The organism is Klebsiella ornithinolytica NBRC 105727 = ATCC 31898 (genome assembly GCF_001598295.1).
GTDB classification, from domain to species: domain Bacteria; phylum Pseudomonadota; class Gammaproteobacteria; order Enterobacterales; family Enterobacteriaceae; genus Klebsiella; species Klebsiella ornithinolytica.
Genome location: NZ_BCYR01000010.1, coordinates 98,918 through 111,659 on the forward strand (window position 1 = coordinate 98,918; position 12,742 = coordinate 111,659).

The 12,742-nt window shown below is 59.7% G+C and carries 15 protein-coding genes; 11 read left to right on the forward strand and 4 right to left on the reverse strand.

Going from position 1 to position 12,742, the window contains the following annotated elements:
• The first annotated feature begins 45 nt into the window (after positions 1 to 45).
• The 7 genes from ROR01S_RS18960 (at position 46) to ROR01S_RS27400 (ending at position 6,122) form a co-directional block, all read left to right on the forward strand.
• A complete protein-coding gene (locus ROR01S_RS18960) occupies positions 46 to 753 on the forward strand; it encodes a CoA transferase subunit A (protein ID WP_004862943.1) in 708 nt (235 codons plus the stop codon).
• 2 nt (positions 754 to 755) lie between these two features.
• Positions 756 to 1,412 carry a CoA transferase subunit B gene (locus ROR01S_RS18965; protein WP_032717695.1) on the forward strand — a complete coding sequence of 219 codons (657 nt, stop codon included), beginning with the start codon at positions 756 to 758 and terminating at the stop codon, positions 1,410 to 1,412.
• 9 nt (positions 1,413 to 1,421) lie between these two features.
• Positions 1,422 to 2,603 carry an acetyl-CoA C-acetyltransferase gene (locus ROR01S_RS18970; protein WP_064359784.1) on the forward strand — a complete coding sequence of 394 codons (1,182 nt, stop codon included), beginning with the start codon at positions 1,422 to 1,424 and terminating at the stop codon, positions 2,601 to 2,603.
• A gap of 11 nt (positions 2,604 to 2,614) precedes the next feature.
• Positions 2,615 to 3,538, forward strand: a complete 924-nt coding sequence (locus tag ROR01S_RS18975) for a 3-hydroxyacyl-CoA dehydrogenase family protein (RefSeq protein ID WP_004862955.1) — start codon at positions 2,615 to 2,617, stop codon at positions 3,536 to 3,538.
• Between the two features lie 43 nt (positions 3,539 to 3,581).
• A complete protein-coding gene (locus ROR01S_RS18980) occupies positions 3,582 to 4,976 on the forward strand; it encodes a GntP family permease (protein WP_218016574.1) in 1,395 nt (464 codons plus the stop codon).
• A gap of 38 nt (positions 4,977 to 5,014) precedes the next feature.
• On the forward strand, positions 5,015 to 5,785 hold the full coding sequence (locus ROR01S_RS18985; RefSeq protein WP_015584153.1) for a 3-hydroxybutyrate dehydrogenase: 771 nt from the start codon (positions 5,015 to 5,017) through the stop codon (positions 5,783 to 5,785).
• A gap of 166 nt (positions 5,786 to 5,951) precedes the next feature.
• Positions 5,952 to 6,122 carry a YnfU family zinc-binding protein gene (locus tag ROR01S_RS27400; RefSeq protein WP_213084092.1) on the forward strand — a complete coding sequence of 57 codons (171 nt, stop codon included), beginning with the start codon at positions 5,952 to 5,954 and terminating at the stop codon, positions 6,120 to 6,122.
• 223 nt (positions 6,123 to 6,345) lie between these two features.
• Here ROR01S_RS27400 and cspE read toward each other — a convergent pair whose 3' ends face one another.
• On the reverse strand, positions 6,346 to 6,561 hold the full coding sequence (gene cspE, locus ROR01S_RS18990; protein ID WP_004862963.1) for a transcription antiterminator/RNA stability regulator CspE: 216 nt from the start codon (positions 6,559 to 6,561) through the stop codon (positions 6,346 to 6,348).
• A 299-nt stretch (positions 6,562 to 6,860) separates the two neighbouring features.
• Between cspE and cspF the strand changes: the two genes are divergently transcribed.
• Positions 6,861 to 7,073, forward strand: coding sequence for a cold shock-like protein CspF (gene cspF / locus ROR01S_RS18995; RefSeq protein WP_004862967.1), 213 nt, complete (start codon positions 6,861 to 6,863; stop codon positions 7,071 to 7,073).
• A 45-nt stretch (positions 7,074 to 7,118) separates the two neighbouring features.
• Here the strand turns inward: cspF and ROR01S_RS19000 are convergent, their stop codons facing one another.
• Positions 7,119 to 7,991 carry a LysR family transcriptional regulator gene (locus ROR01S_RS19000; protein WP_015584152.1) on the reverse strand — a complete coding sequence of 291 codons (873 nt, stop codon included), beginning with the start codon at positions 7,989 to 7,991 and terminating at the stop codon, positions 7,119 to 7,121.
• Between the two features lie 106 nt (positions 7,992 to 8,097).
• Here ROR01S_RS19000 and budA point away from each other — a divergent pair, with 106 nt between their 5' ends.
• The 3 genes from budA to ROR01S_RS19015 are packed head-to-tail and all read left to right on the forward strand — an operon-like array spanning position 8,098 to position 11,361.
• Positions 8,098 to 8,877, forward strand: coding sequence for an acetolactate decarboxylase (budA, locus tag ROR01S_RS19005; RefSeq protein ID WP_004862971.1), 780 nt, complete (start codon positions 8,098 to 8,100; stop codon positions 8,875 to 8,877).
• A 10-nt stretch (positions 8,878 to 8,887) separates the two neighbouring features.
• Positions 8,888 to 10,567 (forward strand): acetolactate synthase AlsS, encoded by a 1,680-nt coding sequence (gene alsS / locus ROR01S_RS19010; RefSeq protein ID WP_015584151.1) that lies wholly within the window; start codon positions 8,888 to 8,890, stop codon positions 10,565 to 10,567.
• Positions 10,568 to 10,590: 23 nt separating this feature from the next.
• Positions 10,591 to 11,361 (forward strand): (S)-acetoin forming diacetyl reductase, encoded by a 771-nt coding sequence (locus ROR01S_RS19015; RefSeq protein ID WP_004862981.1) that lies wholly within the window; start codon positions 10,591 to 10,593, stop codon positions 11,359 to 11,361.
• Positions 11,362 to 11,451: 90 nt separating this feature from the next.
• Here the strand turns inward: ROR01S_RS19015 and ccmI are convergent, their stop codons facing one another.
• Together ccmI and ROR01S_RS19025 are read right to left on the reverse strand one after the other, a co-directional pair.
• Positions 11,452 to 12,297, reverse strand: a complete 846-nt coding sequence (gene ccmI, locus ROR01S_RS19020; RefSeq protein ID WP_015584150.1) for a c-type cytochrome biogenesis protein CcmI — start codon at positions 12,295 to 12,297, stop codon at positions 11,452 to 11,454.
• Positions 12,297 to 12,740, reverse strand: a complete 444-nt coding sequence (locus tag ROR01S_RS19025; protein WP_160873517.1) for a cytochrome c-type biogenesis protein — start codon at positions 12,738 to 12,740, stop codon at positions 12,297 to 12,299. The genes ccmI and ROR01S_RS19025 overlap by 1 nt, the downstream gene beginning before the upstream one ends.
• Between the last annotated feature and the right edge of the window lie 2 nt (positions 12,741 to 12,742).

Consider the following 12,742-nt stretch of genomic DNA (forward strand, 5'->3'; position numbering starts at 1 on the left):
TGCGCCGCCAATGATAGCCCCATCGCAAGCCAGCAGAGGTGAAACATGGCAGGACTGGATAAGCGCGTCGCCAGCTACGAAGCGGCGCTGGAAGGGTTAACGGATGGTATGACCGTGCTGGCCGGCGGTTTTGGCCTGTGCGGCATTCCCGAAAATTTGATTGCCGAAGTCAAACGCCGGAACGTACAGGGGCTGACGGTGGTATCAAATAACTGCGGCGTCGACGGTTTCGGTCTTGGCATCCTGCTGGAGACGCGCCAGGTACGCAAAGTGGTGGCCTCATATGTCGGCGAAAACGCCCTCTTTGCGCAGCAGGCGCTCAGCGGCGAACTGCAGGTGGAGCTGACCCCACAAGGCACGCTGGCGGAAAAAGTTCGCGCCGGCGGCGCAGGCATCCCCGGTTTTTACACCGCCACCGGCTACGGTACGCCGGTGGCGGAAGGAAAAGAGGTGCGCCAGTTTGCCGGTAAGCACTACATCCTCGAAGAGGCCATCACCGGCGACTTCGCTCTCATCAAAGGCTGGAAGGCGGACTGGTACGGCAACGTGATCTATCGCCATACGGCGCAAAACTTTAATCCGCTGATGGCCGCCGCCGGGCGCATTACGGTGGTCGAGGTTGAAGAGATCGTCCCGCCGGGGGAACTTCCGCCCTCTTCAATCCACACCCCCGGCATCTACGTCGACCGGCTGATCGTCGGCCAGTTCGAGAAACGCATTGAACAGCGCACGCTGCGCGCAGGGAGCCTCTGATTATGCTGACTCGCGAACAAATGGCTGCCCGCGTCGCCCGGGAGCTGCGCGATGGCGACTACGTCAATCTCGGGATCGGCATCCCGACGCTGGTGGCCAACTACATCCCGGCAGGCGTTGACGTCATGCTGCAATCCGAAAACGGCCTGCTCGGTATGGGCGGTTTTCCGCACGAGGCGGAGCTCGACGCCGACATGATCAACGCCGGGAAACAGACGGTCACCGCCCGGACCGGCGCGGCGATCTTCGACTCCGCGCAGTCCTTCGCCATGATCCGCGGCGGTCATGTCGATCTGACCGTTCTCGGCGCCTTTGAAGTTGACGTTGAGGGCAATATCGCCTCGTGGATGATCCCGGGAAAAATGGTGAAAGGCATGGGCGGCGCAATGGATCTGGTGGCCGGGGCACAAAACATCATCGTGGTGATGACCCACGCCTCGAAAAGCGGCGAATCCAAACTCCTGCCGCGCTGTACCTTGCCGCTGACCGGCGTCGGCTGTATTCGGCGGGTACTGACCGACCTCGCCCTGCTGGAGATACGCGACGGGGCCTTCGTCCTGCGCGAACACGCGCCGGGCGTCACCCTCGACGACATCAGGCGCAAAACCGCCGGACGCCTGATTGTCCCGGACGACGTCTGTGAAATGCGTTTCAACTGAGGAGGCAACATGAAAGAAGTGGTGATTGTCAGTGCGGTCAGAACGCCCATCGGCAGCTTTCGCGGCGTATTCTCAGCGCTTTCCGCCGTTGACCTCGGCGCCGAAGTCGTGCGCAGCCTGCTGGCCCGCTGCTCGCTGTCGGTAACGGAAGTCGACGAGCTTATTTTCGGCCAGGTTTTAACCGCCGGCTGCGGGCAGAATCCGGCGCGCCAGACGGCCTTACGCGCCGGTCTGCCGATCGACTGTCCGGCAGTGACGGTGAATCTGGTTTGCGGTTCCGGGCTGAAAGCCGTGCAGCAAGCGGTGCAGGCGATCCGCAGCGACGACGCCCAGGTGGTCATCGCCGGGGGGCAGGAGAGCATGAGCAATGCCCCCTATCTGATTGACGGCGCCCGTGCCGGGCTACGCATCGGCCATAGCAGCATGCGGGACAGCATGATTCAGGACGGCCTGTGGGATGCTTTCAACGACTATCACATGGGCGTAACGGCAGAAAATCTCGCCGACCGCTATGCCATCGATCGCCAACAGCAGGACGCCTTTGCCGCCGGTTCACAGCAGAAAGCGGCGGCGGCGATCGACGCGGGCCGCTTTGAACAAGAGATCGTGCCGGTCGTCGTCAGACAGGGGAAGCAACCGCCGCAGACCATTACCCGCGACGAGCAGCCCCGCCCGGCCACCACTCCAGAGCAGCTGGCGCAGCTGCGCCCTGCGTTCCGCGTGGAAAACGGCACCGTCACCGCCGGGAACGCCTCTTCGCTTAACGACGGCGCGGCGGCGGTACTCCTGATGAGCGCTGACAAAGCCCGGGAGCGGGGACTGCCGGTACTGGGACGCATTGTCAGCAGCGCCGTGGCAGGCGTCGATCCGGCGATCATGGGCATTGGTCCCGTCAGCGCCTGCGAGATGGCGCTGGCCCGGGCCGGATGGCAGCTGGATGAGGTGGATTTAATTGAGGCTAACGAGGCGTTTGCCGTTCAGGCGCTGGCGGTTGGCCAGTCCCTGGGCTGGGAGAGCAGCAAGGTCAACGTCAACGGCGGCGCCATTGCCCTCGGCCACCCTATCGGCGCCTCCGGCTGCCGGATCCTCGTCACCCTGCTGCATGAAATGCAGCGCCGGAGCGTCAGTAAAGGGCTTGCCACCCTCTGCGTGGGCGGCGGACAGGGTATCGCCATGACGATCGCACGTTAACAGGAGTCACTATGTATAAACCAACGCTGGCGGTGCTCGGCGCCGGACTGATGGGTATCGGTATCGCCTGCCACTTTGCTCGCCACGGCCACCGGGTACGGCTTTACGACACCGACCCGACGCGTCTGGCGGAAGTCCCTGCCGTTGCCGCCGCTATTTTGCATGAACTGCAGGAGAGCGGACAATTTGACGCCGCCCACCAGCAGGCGGTTCTGGCGCGCTTAACCGGGACCACCAGCCTCAGCGATCTGGCGGAATCGACGCTGCTGATTGAGGCGATTCCCGAACGTTTGCCGCTCAAACATGCGCTGTACGCTCAGCTGGAAACGCTGATTGCCGACGATGCGATCATTGCCAGCAACACCAGCGGCCTGCCGCCGGATAGCCTCGCGGCGGGTATGCTCCACCCGCAGCGGCTGTTAATCGCCCACTTCTGGCACCCGCCGCACTTTATTCCGCTTGTGGAAGTGGTGCCCGGCAGCGCCACGCGCCCGGACCTCCCCGCGCTGGTGAGCGACTTTTTCGCCACCGCGGCGCTGGAAGCGGTGGTGCTTCAGCGTGCGGCGCCGGGGTTCGTCGGCAATCGCCTGCAGTTCGCTTTGCTGCGCGAGGCGCTGCATATCGTCCACAGCGGTATCGCCTCACCGGAAGTGGTAGATCGGGTCATGCGCGCCTCCCTCGGCCGCCGCTACGCGATGGTCGGTCCGCTGGAGGCGGCCGATATGACCGGGCTGGCGACGGTGCAGGATATTTGTCAGCACCTGCTGCCGGAGCTGGCCGGCGGCGCACAAATGATGGAACTGGTGGCGGAAAAGGTCGCCAGGGGCGAGACCGGTGCGCGCAGCGGGCAAGGATTTTATCGCTGGGATAATGCCCGAATGGCGCGTATCCAGTCGCGTCGGGAGCACCTCCTGCGCTATGCCCTGAAACCGTAGCGTCTCGAACTGTAGCCCACAATAACAATGAGAGTGAGGTGTCGTGATGAGTGTTTTGATTGCCCTGGCCGCGCTGGCATTACTGATGCTGGCGGCCTATCGAGGATATAGCGTTATCCTCTTTGCCCCTATCGCCGCCCTCGGCGCAGTACTGCTCACCGACCCTGGCGCAGTAGGACCGACCTTTACCGGTCTGTTTATGGAAAAAATGGTCGGGTTTGTAAAACTCTACTTCCCGGTGTTTCTGCTGGGCGCGGTGTTCGGCAAGCTTATTGAGCTGTCGGGCTTCTCGCGCGCCATCGTCGCCGCCGCCATTCAGATCCTCGGCCGACGTCACGCCATCCCGGTCATCGTCCTGGTTTGCGCCCTGCTAACCTATGGCGGCGTCTCGCTGTTTGTGGTGGCCTTCGCGGTCTACCCGTTTGCCGCCGAGCTGTTCCACCAGAGCGCTATCCCCAAACGGCTGATTCCGGCCACCGTTGCGCTGGGGGCGTTTTCATTCACCATGGATGCCCTGCCCGGGACGCCGCAGATCCAGAACATTATTCCCACCAGTTTCTTTGGCACCAACGCCTGGGCAGCCCCCTGGCTTGGAACGATAGGATCGCTGTTTATCATCACCTTCGGTCTGCTCTGGCTGGAACGTCAACGCCGTAAAGCCCAGCACGCGGGAGAAGGTTACGGCACGGATTTACAAAACGAGCCGGACACGCCGGACAACATCAACCTTCCCCATCCGCTGATAGCCATTGCCCCGCTGCTGCTGGTTGGGATCCTGAACCTGCTGTTTACCCGCTGGATCCCGCGGTGGTACGGTACCACTCACGAGCTGGTTTTACCGGGACTGGCGAAGCCGATCGTCACCGAAGTGGGCAAAATCACCGCGATCTGGGCCGTTGAAGCAGCGCTGCTGGCTGGCATTGTCGTGGTGCTGGTGTTCGGCTTTCGCAATATCCGCGGGCGTCTGGCGGAAGGCAGCCGCACCGCCGTTAGCGGCGCTATTCTCGCGGCGATGAATACGGCTTCGGAATATGGCTTTGGCGCCGTCATTGCCGCGCTGCCCGGTTTCCTGGTTTTGTCAAAAGCGCTGACGGCCATTCCCAACCCGCTGCTGAATGAAGCCATCAGCGTGACGGTGCTGGCGGGGATTACCGGTTCCGCATCGGGCGGGATGAGTATCGCCCTCGCGGCGATGTCGGAGACCTTTATCGCTGCCGCCCACGCCGCCGATATTCCGCTGGAGGTGCTGCATCGCGTGGCCTCGATGGCCAGCGGCGGTATGGATACGCTGCCGCATAATGGCGCGGTAATCACCCTGCTGGCGATTACCGGCCTCAGCCATCGTCAGGCCTACGGCGGCATTTTTGCCATTACCCTGATTAAAAGTCTGGCGGTTCTGTTTGTCATTGCCGTCTTCTATTTAACCGGCATTGTCTGATGCGACAATATTTCACCGGCATCATGAAGGAAAATAGCATGAATCTGAACGGAAAGGTGGCGCTGGTCACCGGCTCAACAAGCGGTATCGGTTTAGGGATCGCGAAGGTACTGGCAAAATCCGGCGCGCAGCTGATCCTCAACGGCTTTGGCGATAGCGCATCCGCGCGCGCGGAAGTGGCGCAAATCGGCAAAACCCCGGGCTATCACGATGCCGACCTGCGCGATGTGCAGCAAATTGAGGCGATGATGGCCTACGCCGAGGCACAATTTGGCGGCGTGGATATTGTGATTAATAACGCCGGGATCCAGCACGTGGCGCCGGTGGAGCATTTTGCCGTAGAGAAGTGGAACGATATTATAGCTATCAACCTCTCCAGCGTTTTTCACACCAGTCGTCTGGCGCTCCCCGGGATGCGGGCGCGTAACTGGGGGCGCATTATCAATATTGCCTCGGTTCACGGCCTGGTGGCCTCGAAGGATAAGTCGGCCTACGTCGCGGCCAAACACGGCGTGATCGGCCTGAGCAAAACGCTGGCGCTGGAGACAGCCAGAACCGGCGTGACCTGCAATGCGATTTGTCCCGGCTGGGTGCTAACCCCGCTGGTACAGCAGCAGATCGATAAACGCATCGCTGAAGGTAGCGACCCTGAGCAGGCCCGCGAACAGCTGCTGGCGGAAAAGCAGCCCTCCGGCGAGTTTGTCACCCCGGAACAGCTGGGTGAACTGGCGCTGTTTCTCTGTAGCGAAGGCGCCGCCCAGGTGCGTGGCGCGGCATGGAACATGGACGGCGGCTGGGTCGCGCAATAACCGACAACCTGCTCAGGAGGCGCCCGTTCCTGCTGAGCAGGCGCCTCATTTTTCCGGCGGGATATTTTCCTGCCGTCGGTTTATTTTCGGCAAAAGACAATGAGTTCGGGCTATTTATTTAATAATGATGTATGGTTTCAGGCCATTAAATCAGGAAGGAAATCATATGTCAGATCGAAAAGATGCCAAAAGCCGCCGTAATTATCTTGTAAAATGCACCTGCCCTAATTGCTCCCAGGATTCAGAACACAGCTTCAGCCGAGTACAAAAAGGCGCCCAGCTCATTTGCCCTTACTGCCACAAACTCTTCCAGACAACAGCAAAAAATGCTGCTTAATCTCTAGATGCCAGACGCTGATTGTTCCACGAAATCCAACACTGATTAGATTATTCTTATCACCTTGAATGAATGGCACAATCGGTTGTTATTTTTTTGGCAAATAGAAAACCCGCACTCTGGCGGGTTTTAAATAAATCTATTCTGTCTGTTCCACGGGTAAATCTGTCTACTCAGGCTGCTGCCGTCTTCGTTATCGCAGACCCGCCCATGTTCAGCATACTTAGCCTACGATGGAAACGTTTGTCGCCGCCGGGCCTTTCGCGCCGCTGCCGACCACAAACTCAACCTTCTGCCCTTCAAACAGGGTGCGGAAGTCTTCGCTTTGAATCGCAGAAAAGTGGACGAAGATGTCCTTGCTGCCGTCGGCCGGCGTAATGAAGCCGAAGCCTTTATCTGCGTTAAACCATTTGACTAAACCAGTCATTTTATTCGACATTCGATATTCCTTTTTATGAGCCCTTAATCGGCAAACTGGTTTGCGCTACAGAATCAACTTAACACTTAATGGAGGGACTCAAGGAAGGAGGTATCAGCGATAACGCCTGGAAATGAGGACTGCTTTAGTGAACTGCTTTCTGTCTTACAAACCGACCTGGCTATTAAGGCACAGGGTATATTTATTAGCAAGATTTATTTTAGCCATCCGGAAGCCTGCTCCGGTAAAAAATTAAATCGATAGCTTTATTGTTCGATTAATGTATAGTTCGCCGGTACTTATTTTTACAAGGATTTTATTTGTTCCAAAAAATGACAGGCATTGTCAAAGCGTTTGATAATAAAACCGGCAAAGGCCTTATAATTCCCTCCGATGGTCGTAAAGACGTTCAGGTCCATATTTCTGCATTATCCCCTGGTGAATCAGAAACCATAATTCCAGGTATTCGCGTTGAATTTCGCCGGGTCAACGGCCTGCGCGGTCCGACGGCGGCTAACGTCTACCTCTCATAGCCACAACCCGACCGCTGATACGGCTCCGATAGCCCACCGGAGCGGCTAAAACATCTCCAGAAAACGTTTTACCGTTCGCGATCGTTCGAATCGCCGCCACGCAATCGCAACATCGGTCGTCACCGGCGTCCCCGATAACGGGCGATAGATGACGTCGGGATGGTGGATACAGGTCATCGACTGTGGCACCAGCGCGAAACCAAATCCGGCAGCCACCATGCTTAAGGAGGAGGAGAGTTGCGAAGATTGACTCGCCTGCTGCATATCGATACCGGCGCGCAAACAGCTATTAAAGACCTGCTCATACAGTCCCGGGGCCACCTCACGCGGAAACAGAATCGGCGCGGTCTCCTGCAGTTGTACCAGCGATAGCGCGTTCTCACCGGCAAGCGGGTGGTCACGGTGCAGGGCGATAACCATCGGCTCCACATCGATAATGCGCAGGTTAAACGCTTTGCTGCTTTCGCACGGCAGGCGCACAAAGGCGATATCCAGCTCCCCTTCCCCCAGCGCGCTCATCAGCGCCGCCATATTGCCTTCGACCTGGCGCAGGGCGACCGCCGGATAGCGGCGCTGAAACTGGCGCAGCAGCGCGAAAATCTGCGGATGAAAAGCATTAGAACTGGTGATACCTAACGCCAGCCTGCCGTTCATCCCGCGGGCGATACCTTTGGTCTTTTCCAGCGCCGCGTCGCTCAGAGCAAGGATCTGGCAGGCATCTTCATAAAACGATTCTCCCGCTTCCGTCAGCTCAATTCCCCGCGTCAGACGGCGCAGCAATGGCGTACCAATCTCCCTCTCAAGCCTCTGAATTTGCTGACTTAATGGCGGTTGAGAGATGCCAAGCTCCCTGGCGGCGCGGGTGAAATTTCGCGCCTCGGCCACGGCGACAAAATAGCGTAGATAACGAAGTTCCATATCAAAAACGTCTCAAACCAGCATGCTTTGTATATTGGAACTGAGAGCTGAATCGGGTCAACAATTATTTAATCTTTCTTATATTTGTTGAACGAGGAAGTCTCTGATGACCCATTCTTCTGCATGCACCTGCCAGCAAAGCCTGTGCGAAACCGTACGCGGTTTTTCTGCCCAGCAGCCTGATAACGTGCTCTATCAGACCTCTTTGATGAGCGCGCTCCTGAGCGGCGTCTATGAGGGCAATACCACCATCGCCGACCTGCTCACCCACGGCGATTTCGGTCTCGGAACCTTTAACGAACTCGATGGCGAACTGATCGCCTTCAGCAGCGAGGTCTACCAGCTGCGCGCCGACGGCAGCGCGCGCAAAGCCCGCGGGGACCAAAAAACACCGTTCGCGGTGATGACCTGGTTTCGACCGCAGCACCGCGTCAGCTTCGACCACCCGGTAAACCGCCAGCAGTTGCATGAGATCATCGACCGACAGATCCCCTCCGACAATCTGTTCTGCGCCCTGCATATCGACGGCCATTTTCGCCACGCCCATACCCGGACCGTACCCCGCCAGACTCCCCCCTACCGGGCGATGACCGATGTTCTGGACGACCAGCCGGTGTTCCGCTTCAACCAGCGCAAAGGGATACTGGTCGGTTTTCGCACCCCGCAGCATATGCAGGGGATTAACGTCGCCGGGTATCACGAACACTTCATCACCGACGATCGTCAGGGCGGCGGCCATCTGCTGGATTACCAGCTCGATAGCGGCGTGCTGACTTTCGGCGAGATCCACAAACTGCTGATTGACCTCCCGGCCGACAGCGCTTTTCTCCAGGCCGATTTGCATCCTGACAATCTCGACGCCGCCATTCGCGCGGTAGAAAATTAAGGAGCTTCATATGGACAATCAACGTCACGAACGCCAGTGGGCGCACGGCGCGGATATGATAGTCAGTCAGCTTGAGGCCCAGGGCGTCCGCCAGGTCTTCGGCATCCCCGGCGCGAAAATAGATAAAGTCTTCGATTCGCTGCTGGACTCCACCATCCGGATTATTCCCGTGCGCCACGAAGCTAATGCCGCCTTTATGGCCGCGGCAGTCGGTCGCCTGACCGGTAAAGCGGGCGTCGCGCTGGTCACCTCCGGCCCAGGCTGTTCGAATCTGATTACCGGGATGGCTACCGCGAACAGCGAGGGCGATCCGGTGGTGGCGCTGGGTGGCGCGGTTAAGCGGGCGGATAAGGCAAAACTGGTCCATCAAAGCATGGATACCGTGGCGATGTTCAGTCCGGTGACCAAATATGCCGTTGAAGTGACCGCCGCCGACGCGCTGGCGGAAGTTGTCTCCAACGCTTTCCGCGCCGCTGAGCAGGGGCGCCCCGGCAGCGCCTTTATCAGCCTGCCGCAGGATGTTGTCGATCAACCCACCCACGGCGCGATTCTCCCGGTCGGCAACGCCCCGCAAATGGGCGCGGCCCCTGACGAGGCGATCGAGAAGGTCGCGCAGATGATCGCCGCCGCCAGGAACCCGGTTTTCCTGCTCGGGCTGATGGCCAGCCAGCCGGAAAACAGCCGCGCCCTGCACCAGCTGCTGGAACAGAGTCATATTCCGGTCACCAGCACCTACCAGGCCGCCGGGGCGGTCAATCAGCAGCACTTTGCGCGCTTCGCCGGCCGGGTCGGACTGTTTAACAACCAGGCCGGCGACCGCCTGCTCCACCTCGCCGACCTGATCATCTGCATCGGCTACAGCCCGGTCGAGTATGAACCGGCGATGTGGAACCGCGGTAACGCGACGCTGGTACATATCGACGTGCTGCCGGCTTATGAAGAGCGTAACTACACCCCCGATATGGAGCTGGTGGGTGATATCGCCGCGACGCTGAACAAACTAACCCGACGCATCAGCCATAAGCTGGTGTTAACCCCGCAGGCGGCGGAGATCCTCACCGATCGCCAGCATCAGCGCGAGCTGCTCGACCGCCGCGGCGCGCAGCTGAATCAATTTGCCCTTCATCCGCTGCGCATCGTGCGGGCGATGCAGGATATCGTCAACAGCGATGTCACCCTCACCGTCGACATGGGCAGCTTCCATATCTGGATCGCTCGCTATCTGTACAGCTTCCGCGCCCGCCAGGTGATGATTTCCAACGGTCAGCAGACGATGGGCGTCGCGCTGCCGTGGGCAATCGGCGCCTGGCTGGTCAATCCGCAGCGCAAAGTGGTCTCGGTCTCCGGCGACGGCGGGTTCCTGCAATCCAGCATGGAGCTTGAGACCGCCGTCCGGCTGCAGGCCAATATCCTGCATATCATCTGGGTCGACAACGGTTACAACATGGTGGCGATTCAGGAACAGAAAAAATACCAGCGCCTCTCCGGCGTAGAGTTCGGTCCGGTTGATTTCAAAGCCTACGCCGAATCTTTCGGGGCCAAAGGCTTTTCGGTGGAGAGCGCCGACGCGCTGGAGCCGACATTACGTGCCGCCATGGACGTCGATGGCCCGGCGGTGGTCGCTATTCCGGTCGACTACCGCGATAACCCTCTGCTGATGGGGCAACTCCATCTCAGCCAAATACTGTGAGTCACTACAAAAAGGAAAGAAATATGCAAAAAGTCGCCCTTGTCACCGGCGCCGCTCAGGGCATCGGTAAAGCTATCGCGCTGCGCCTGGTTAAAGACGGATTTGCCGTGGCCATTGCCGATTACAACGATACCGCGGCGAAAGCCGTGGCCGCCGAGATCAACCAGCACGGCGGCCGGGCGCTGGCGCTTAAGGTAGACGTCGCGCGCCGTGAACAGGTTTTCGCCGCCGTCGAACAGGCGCGTACAGCGCTGGGCGGTTTCGACGTTATCGTCAACAATGCCGGCATCGCCCCGTCGACGCCGATCGAAGCGATCGTCGAGGAGACCGTCGATAAGGTCTATAACATCAACGTCAAAGGCGTCATCTGGGGCATTCAGGCGGCCGTCGACGCCTTTAAAAAAGAGGGCCACGGCGGGAAAATCATCAACGCCTGTTCCCAGGCCGGGCACGTCGGCAATCCGGAGCTGGCGGTCTACAGTTCGAGTAAATTCGCCGTGCGCGGCCTGACCCAGACCGCCGCCCGCGACCTGGCGCCGCTGGGGATCACCGTTAACGGCTACTGTCCGGGGATCGTCAAAACCCCAATGTGGGCAGAGATCGATCGTCAGGTTTCGGAAGCGGCGGGTAAACCGCTGGGCTACGGTACGGCCGAGTTCGCGAAACGCATCACCCTGGGACGTTTATCCGAACCGGAAGACGTCGCGGCCTGCGTGTCGTATCTGGCGAGCCCGGACTCCGACTATATGACCGGCCAGTCGCTACTGATCGACGGCGGTATGGTTTTTAACTAATTCCATGATGCTCTGACATGGTTTGCCCCTGCCGCGAAACAGGGGCTTTTTTTATGTGCTGGTCGCTCGGGCGATGATTATCCCGGCCGATTAACGCGCGCTCGCCTGCGCCTGCGCCAGCTGGCGTTCAATGGCCTGACGTCGCGCATCGTTCGCCGGCAATATATCCAGCAGTTGTTGCAATGCCGCAACCGCCTGCGGGTAATCTTCGCTACGCAGCGCGCTCAGCGCCAGCAGTTCCAGCACCGGCAGATTGTGCGGCTGCCGCTGATGCAGTTCGCGCAGCAGCAGTTCTGCCATCCGCAGCTGGCCGCTATCGCCGGCCCGCACCAGTACGCTGGCGTAATCGAATGCGGCCAGCGGATCGCCCGCCGCCAGCTGATGGGCGCGGGCAAAGGCGCCGATCGCCGTCTCGCCATCGTTGAGCAACAGGGCAATACGTCCCAGCAGCTGCCAGCCAGCAAGATCGTCAGGCCGATCCTGTAACTGGCTGCGCAGCCCGAGCCTGAGCTGAGCCAGCTGATCCATCCGCAGCGGCGCCGCCGTTGGGTCTTGCACCTGCCGGAGCAGCGCAGGAGTCTGACGTTCCGCCTGCTGCCAGAGCAACACCTGGCCAATATCGCTGGTTTTAAGGAAGATCCCGCTACTCAACAGTACCAGCGCCGCCGCGCCGGGCAGCAGCACCCAACGGCTGAGCGGGCGGACTTTAGCCGGCGTGACGTCAGGAATATCGGCCAGCAGCGTACGCTGCAGTTCAACCACCATCGCTTCCCGGTCGGCAACGTTGTCCTCCTGCGCCAGCTCGTCGAGCCGCGTCTGGTACAGCGTCCGGTTCAGACTATCGCGATCCGCCGCCGCCTTCCCCTGCCACGGAAAATAGAGCAGCGCCAGCGCCCCGGCCAACATCAGGAGCGCCGGCAATAAAAACAGGGTCATCAATCCTCTCCTTTGTTCAGTAACGCCGCCAGCCGCTGACGCTCTTGTTCACTCAGCGCAGCGCTTGCGCCACCGCGACGTCGGGTTCGCGCCACCAGCAGCGCGACACCGGCGATAACAAACAGCCCCGGAACCAGCCACAACAGTAAGGTCCCGGCGGTCAACGGCGGTTCATAGCTGACGAAATGGCCGTAGCGCGCCACCATATAGGCGATGATTTGATCTTTGCTTTGTCCCTGCTGCATCAGCTCATAAACCTTCAGCCGCATATCGGCGGCGATCATCGCATTCGAGTCCGCAATACTGTTGTTCTGGCACTTCGGGCAGCGCAGCTGCGAAGTGATCTCGCGAAACGCCTGCTCCTGCGCTTCGTTTTTGAACTGCCAGGTATCGATGGCGGCCAGCGCCTGGCCGGCGAGCAGCAGCGCCATCAGCGCCAGTATCC

What these genes read in the sequence shown, in the direction of transcription:
- ROR01S_RS18960 (WP_004862943.1), top strand. Translation starts at nt 46, where the DNA reads ATGGCAGGACTGGATAAGCGCGTCGCCAGCTACGAAGCGGCGCTGGAA.
- ROR01S_RS18965 (WP_032717695.1), top strand. Translation starts at nt 756, where the DNA reads ATGCTGACTCGCGAACAAATGGCTGCCCGCGTCGCCCGGGAGCTGCGC.
- ROR01S_RS18970 (WP_064359784.1), top strand. Translation starts at nt 1,422, where the DNA reads ATGAAAGAAGTGGTGATTGTCAGTGCGGTCAGAACGCCCATCGGCAGC.
- ROR01S_RS18975 (WP_004862955.1), top strand. Translation starts at nt 2,615, where the DNA reads ATGTATAAACCAACGCTGGCGGTGCTCGGCGCCGGACTGATGGGTATC.
- ROR01S_RS18985 (WP_015584153.1), top strand. Translation starts at nt 5,015, where the DNA reads ATGAATCTGAACGGAAAGGTGGCGCTGGTCACCGGCTCAACAAGCGGT.
- ROR01S_RS27400 (WP_213084092.1), top strand. Translation starts at nt 5,952, where the DNA reads ATGTCAGATCGAAAAGATGCCAAAAGCCGCCGTAATTATCTTGTAAAA.
- cspE (WP_004862963.1), bottom strand. Translation starts at nt 6,561, where the DNA reads ATGTCGAATAAAATGACTGGTTTAGTCAAATGGTTTAACGCAGATAAA.
- ROR01S_RS19000 (WP_015584152.1), bottom strand. Translation starts at nt 7,991, where the DNA reads ATGGAACTTCGTTATCTACGCTATTTTGTCGCCGTGGCCGAGGCGCGA.
- budA (WP_004862971.1), top strand. Translation starts at nt 8,098, where the DNA reads ATGACCCATTCTTCTGCATGCACCTGCCAGCAAAGCCTGTGCGAAACC.
- alsS (WP_015584151.1), top strand. Translation starts at nt 8,888, where the DNA reads ATGGACAATCAACGTCACGAACGCCAGTGGGCGCACGGCGCGGATATG.
- ROR01S_RS19015 (WP_004862981.1), top strand. Translation starts at nt 10,591, where the DNA reads ATGCAAAAAGTCGCCCTTGTCACCGGCGCCGCTCAGGGCATCGGTAAA.
- ccmI (WP_015584150.1), bottom strand. Translation starts at nt 12,297, where the DNA reads ATGACCCTGTTTTTATTGCCGGCGCTCCTGATGTTGGCCGGGGCGCTG.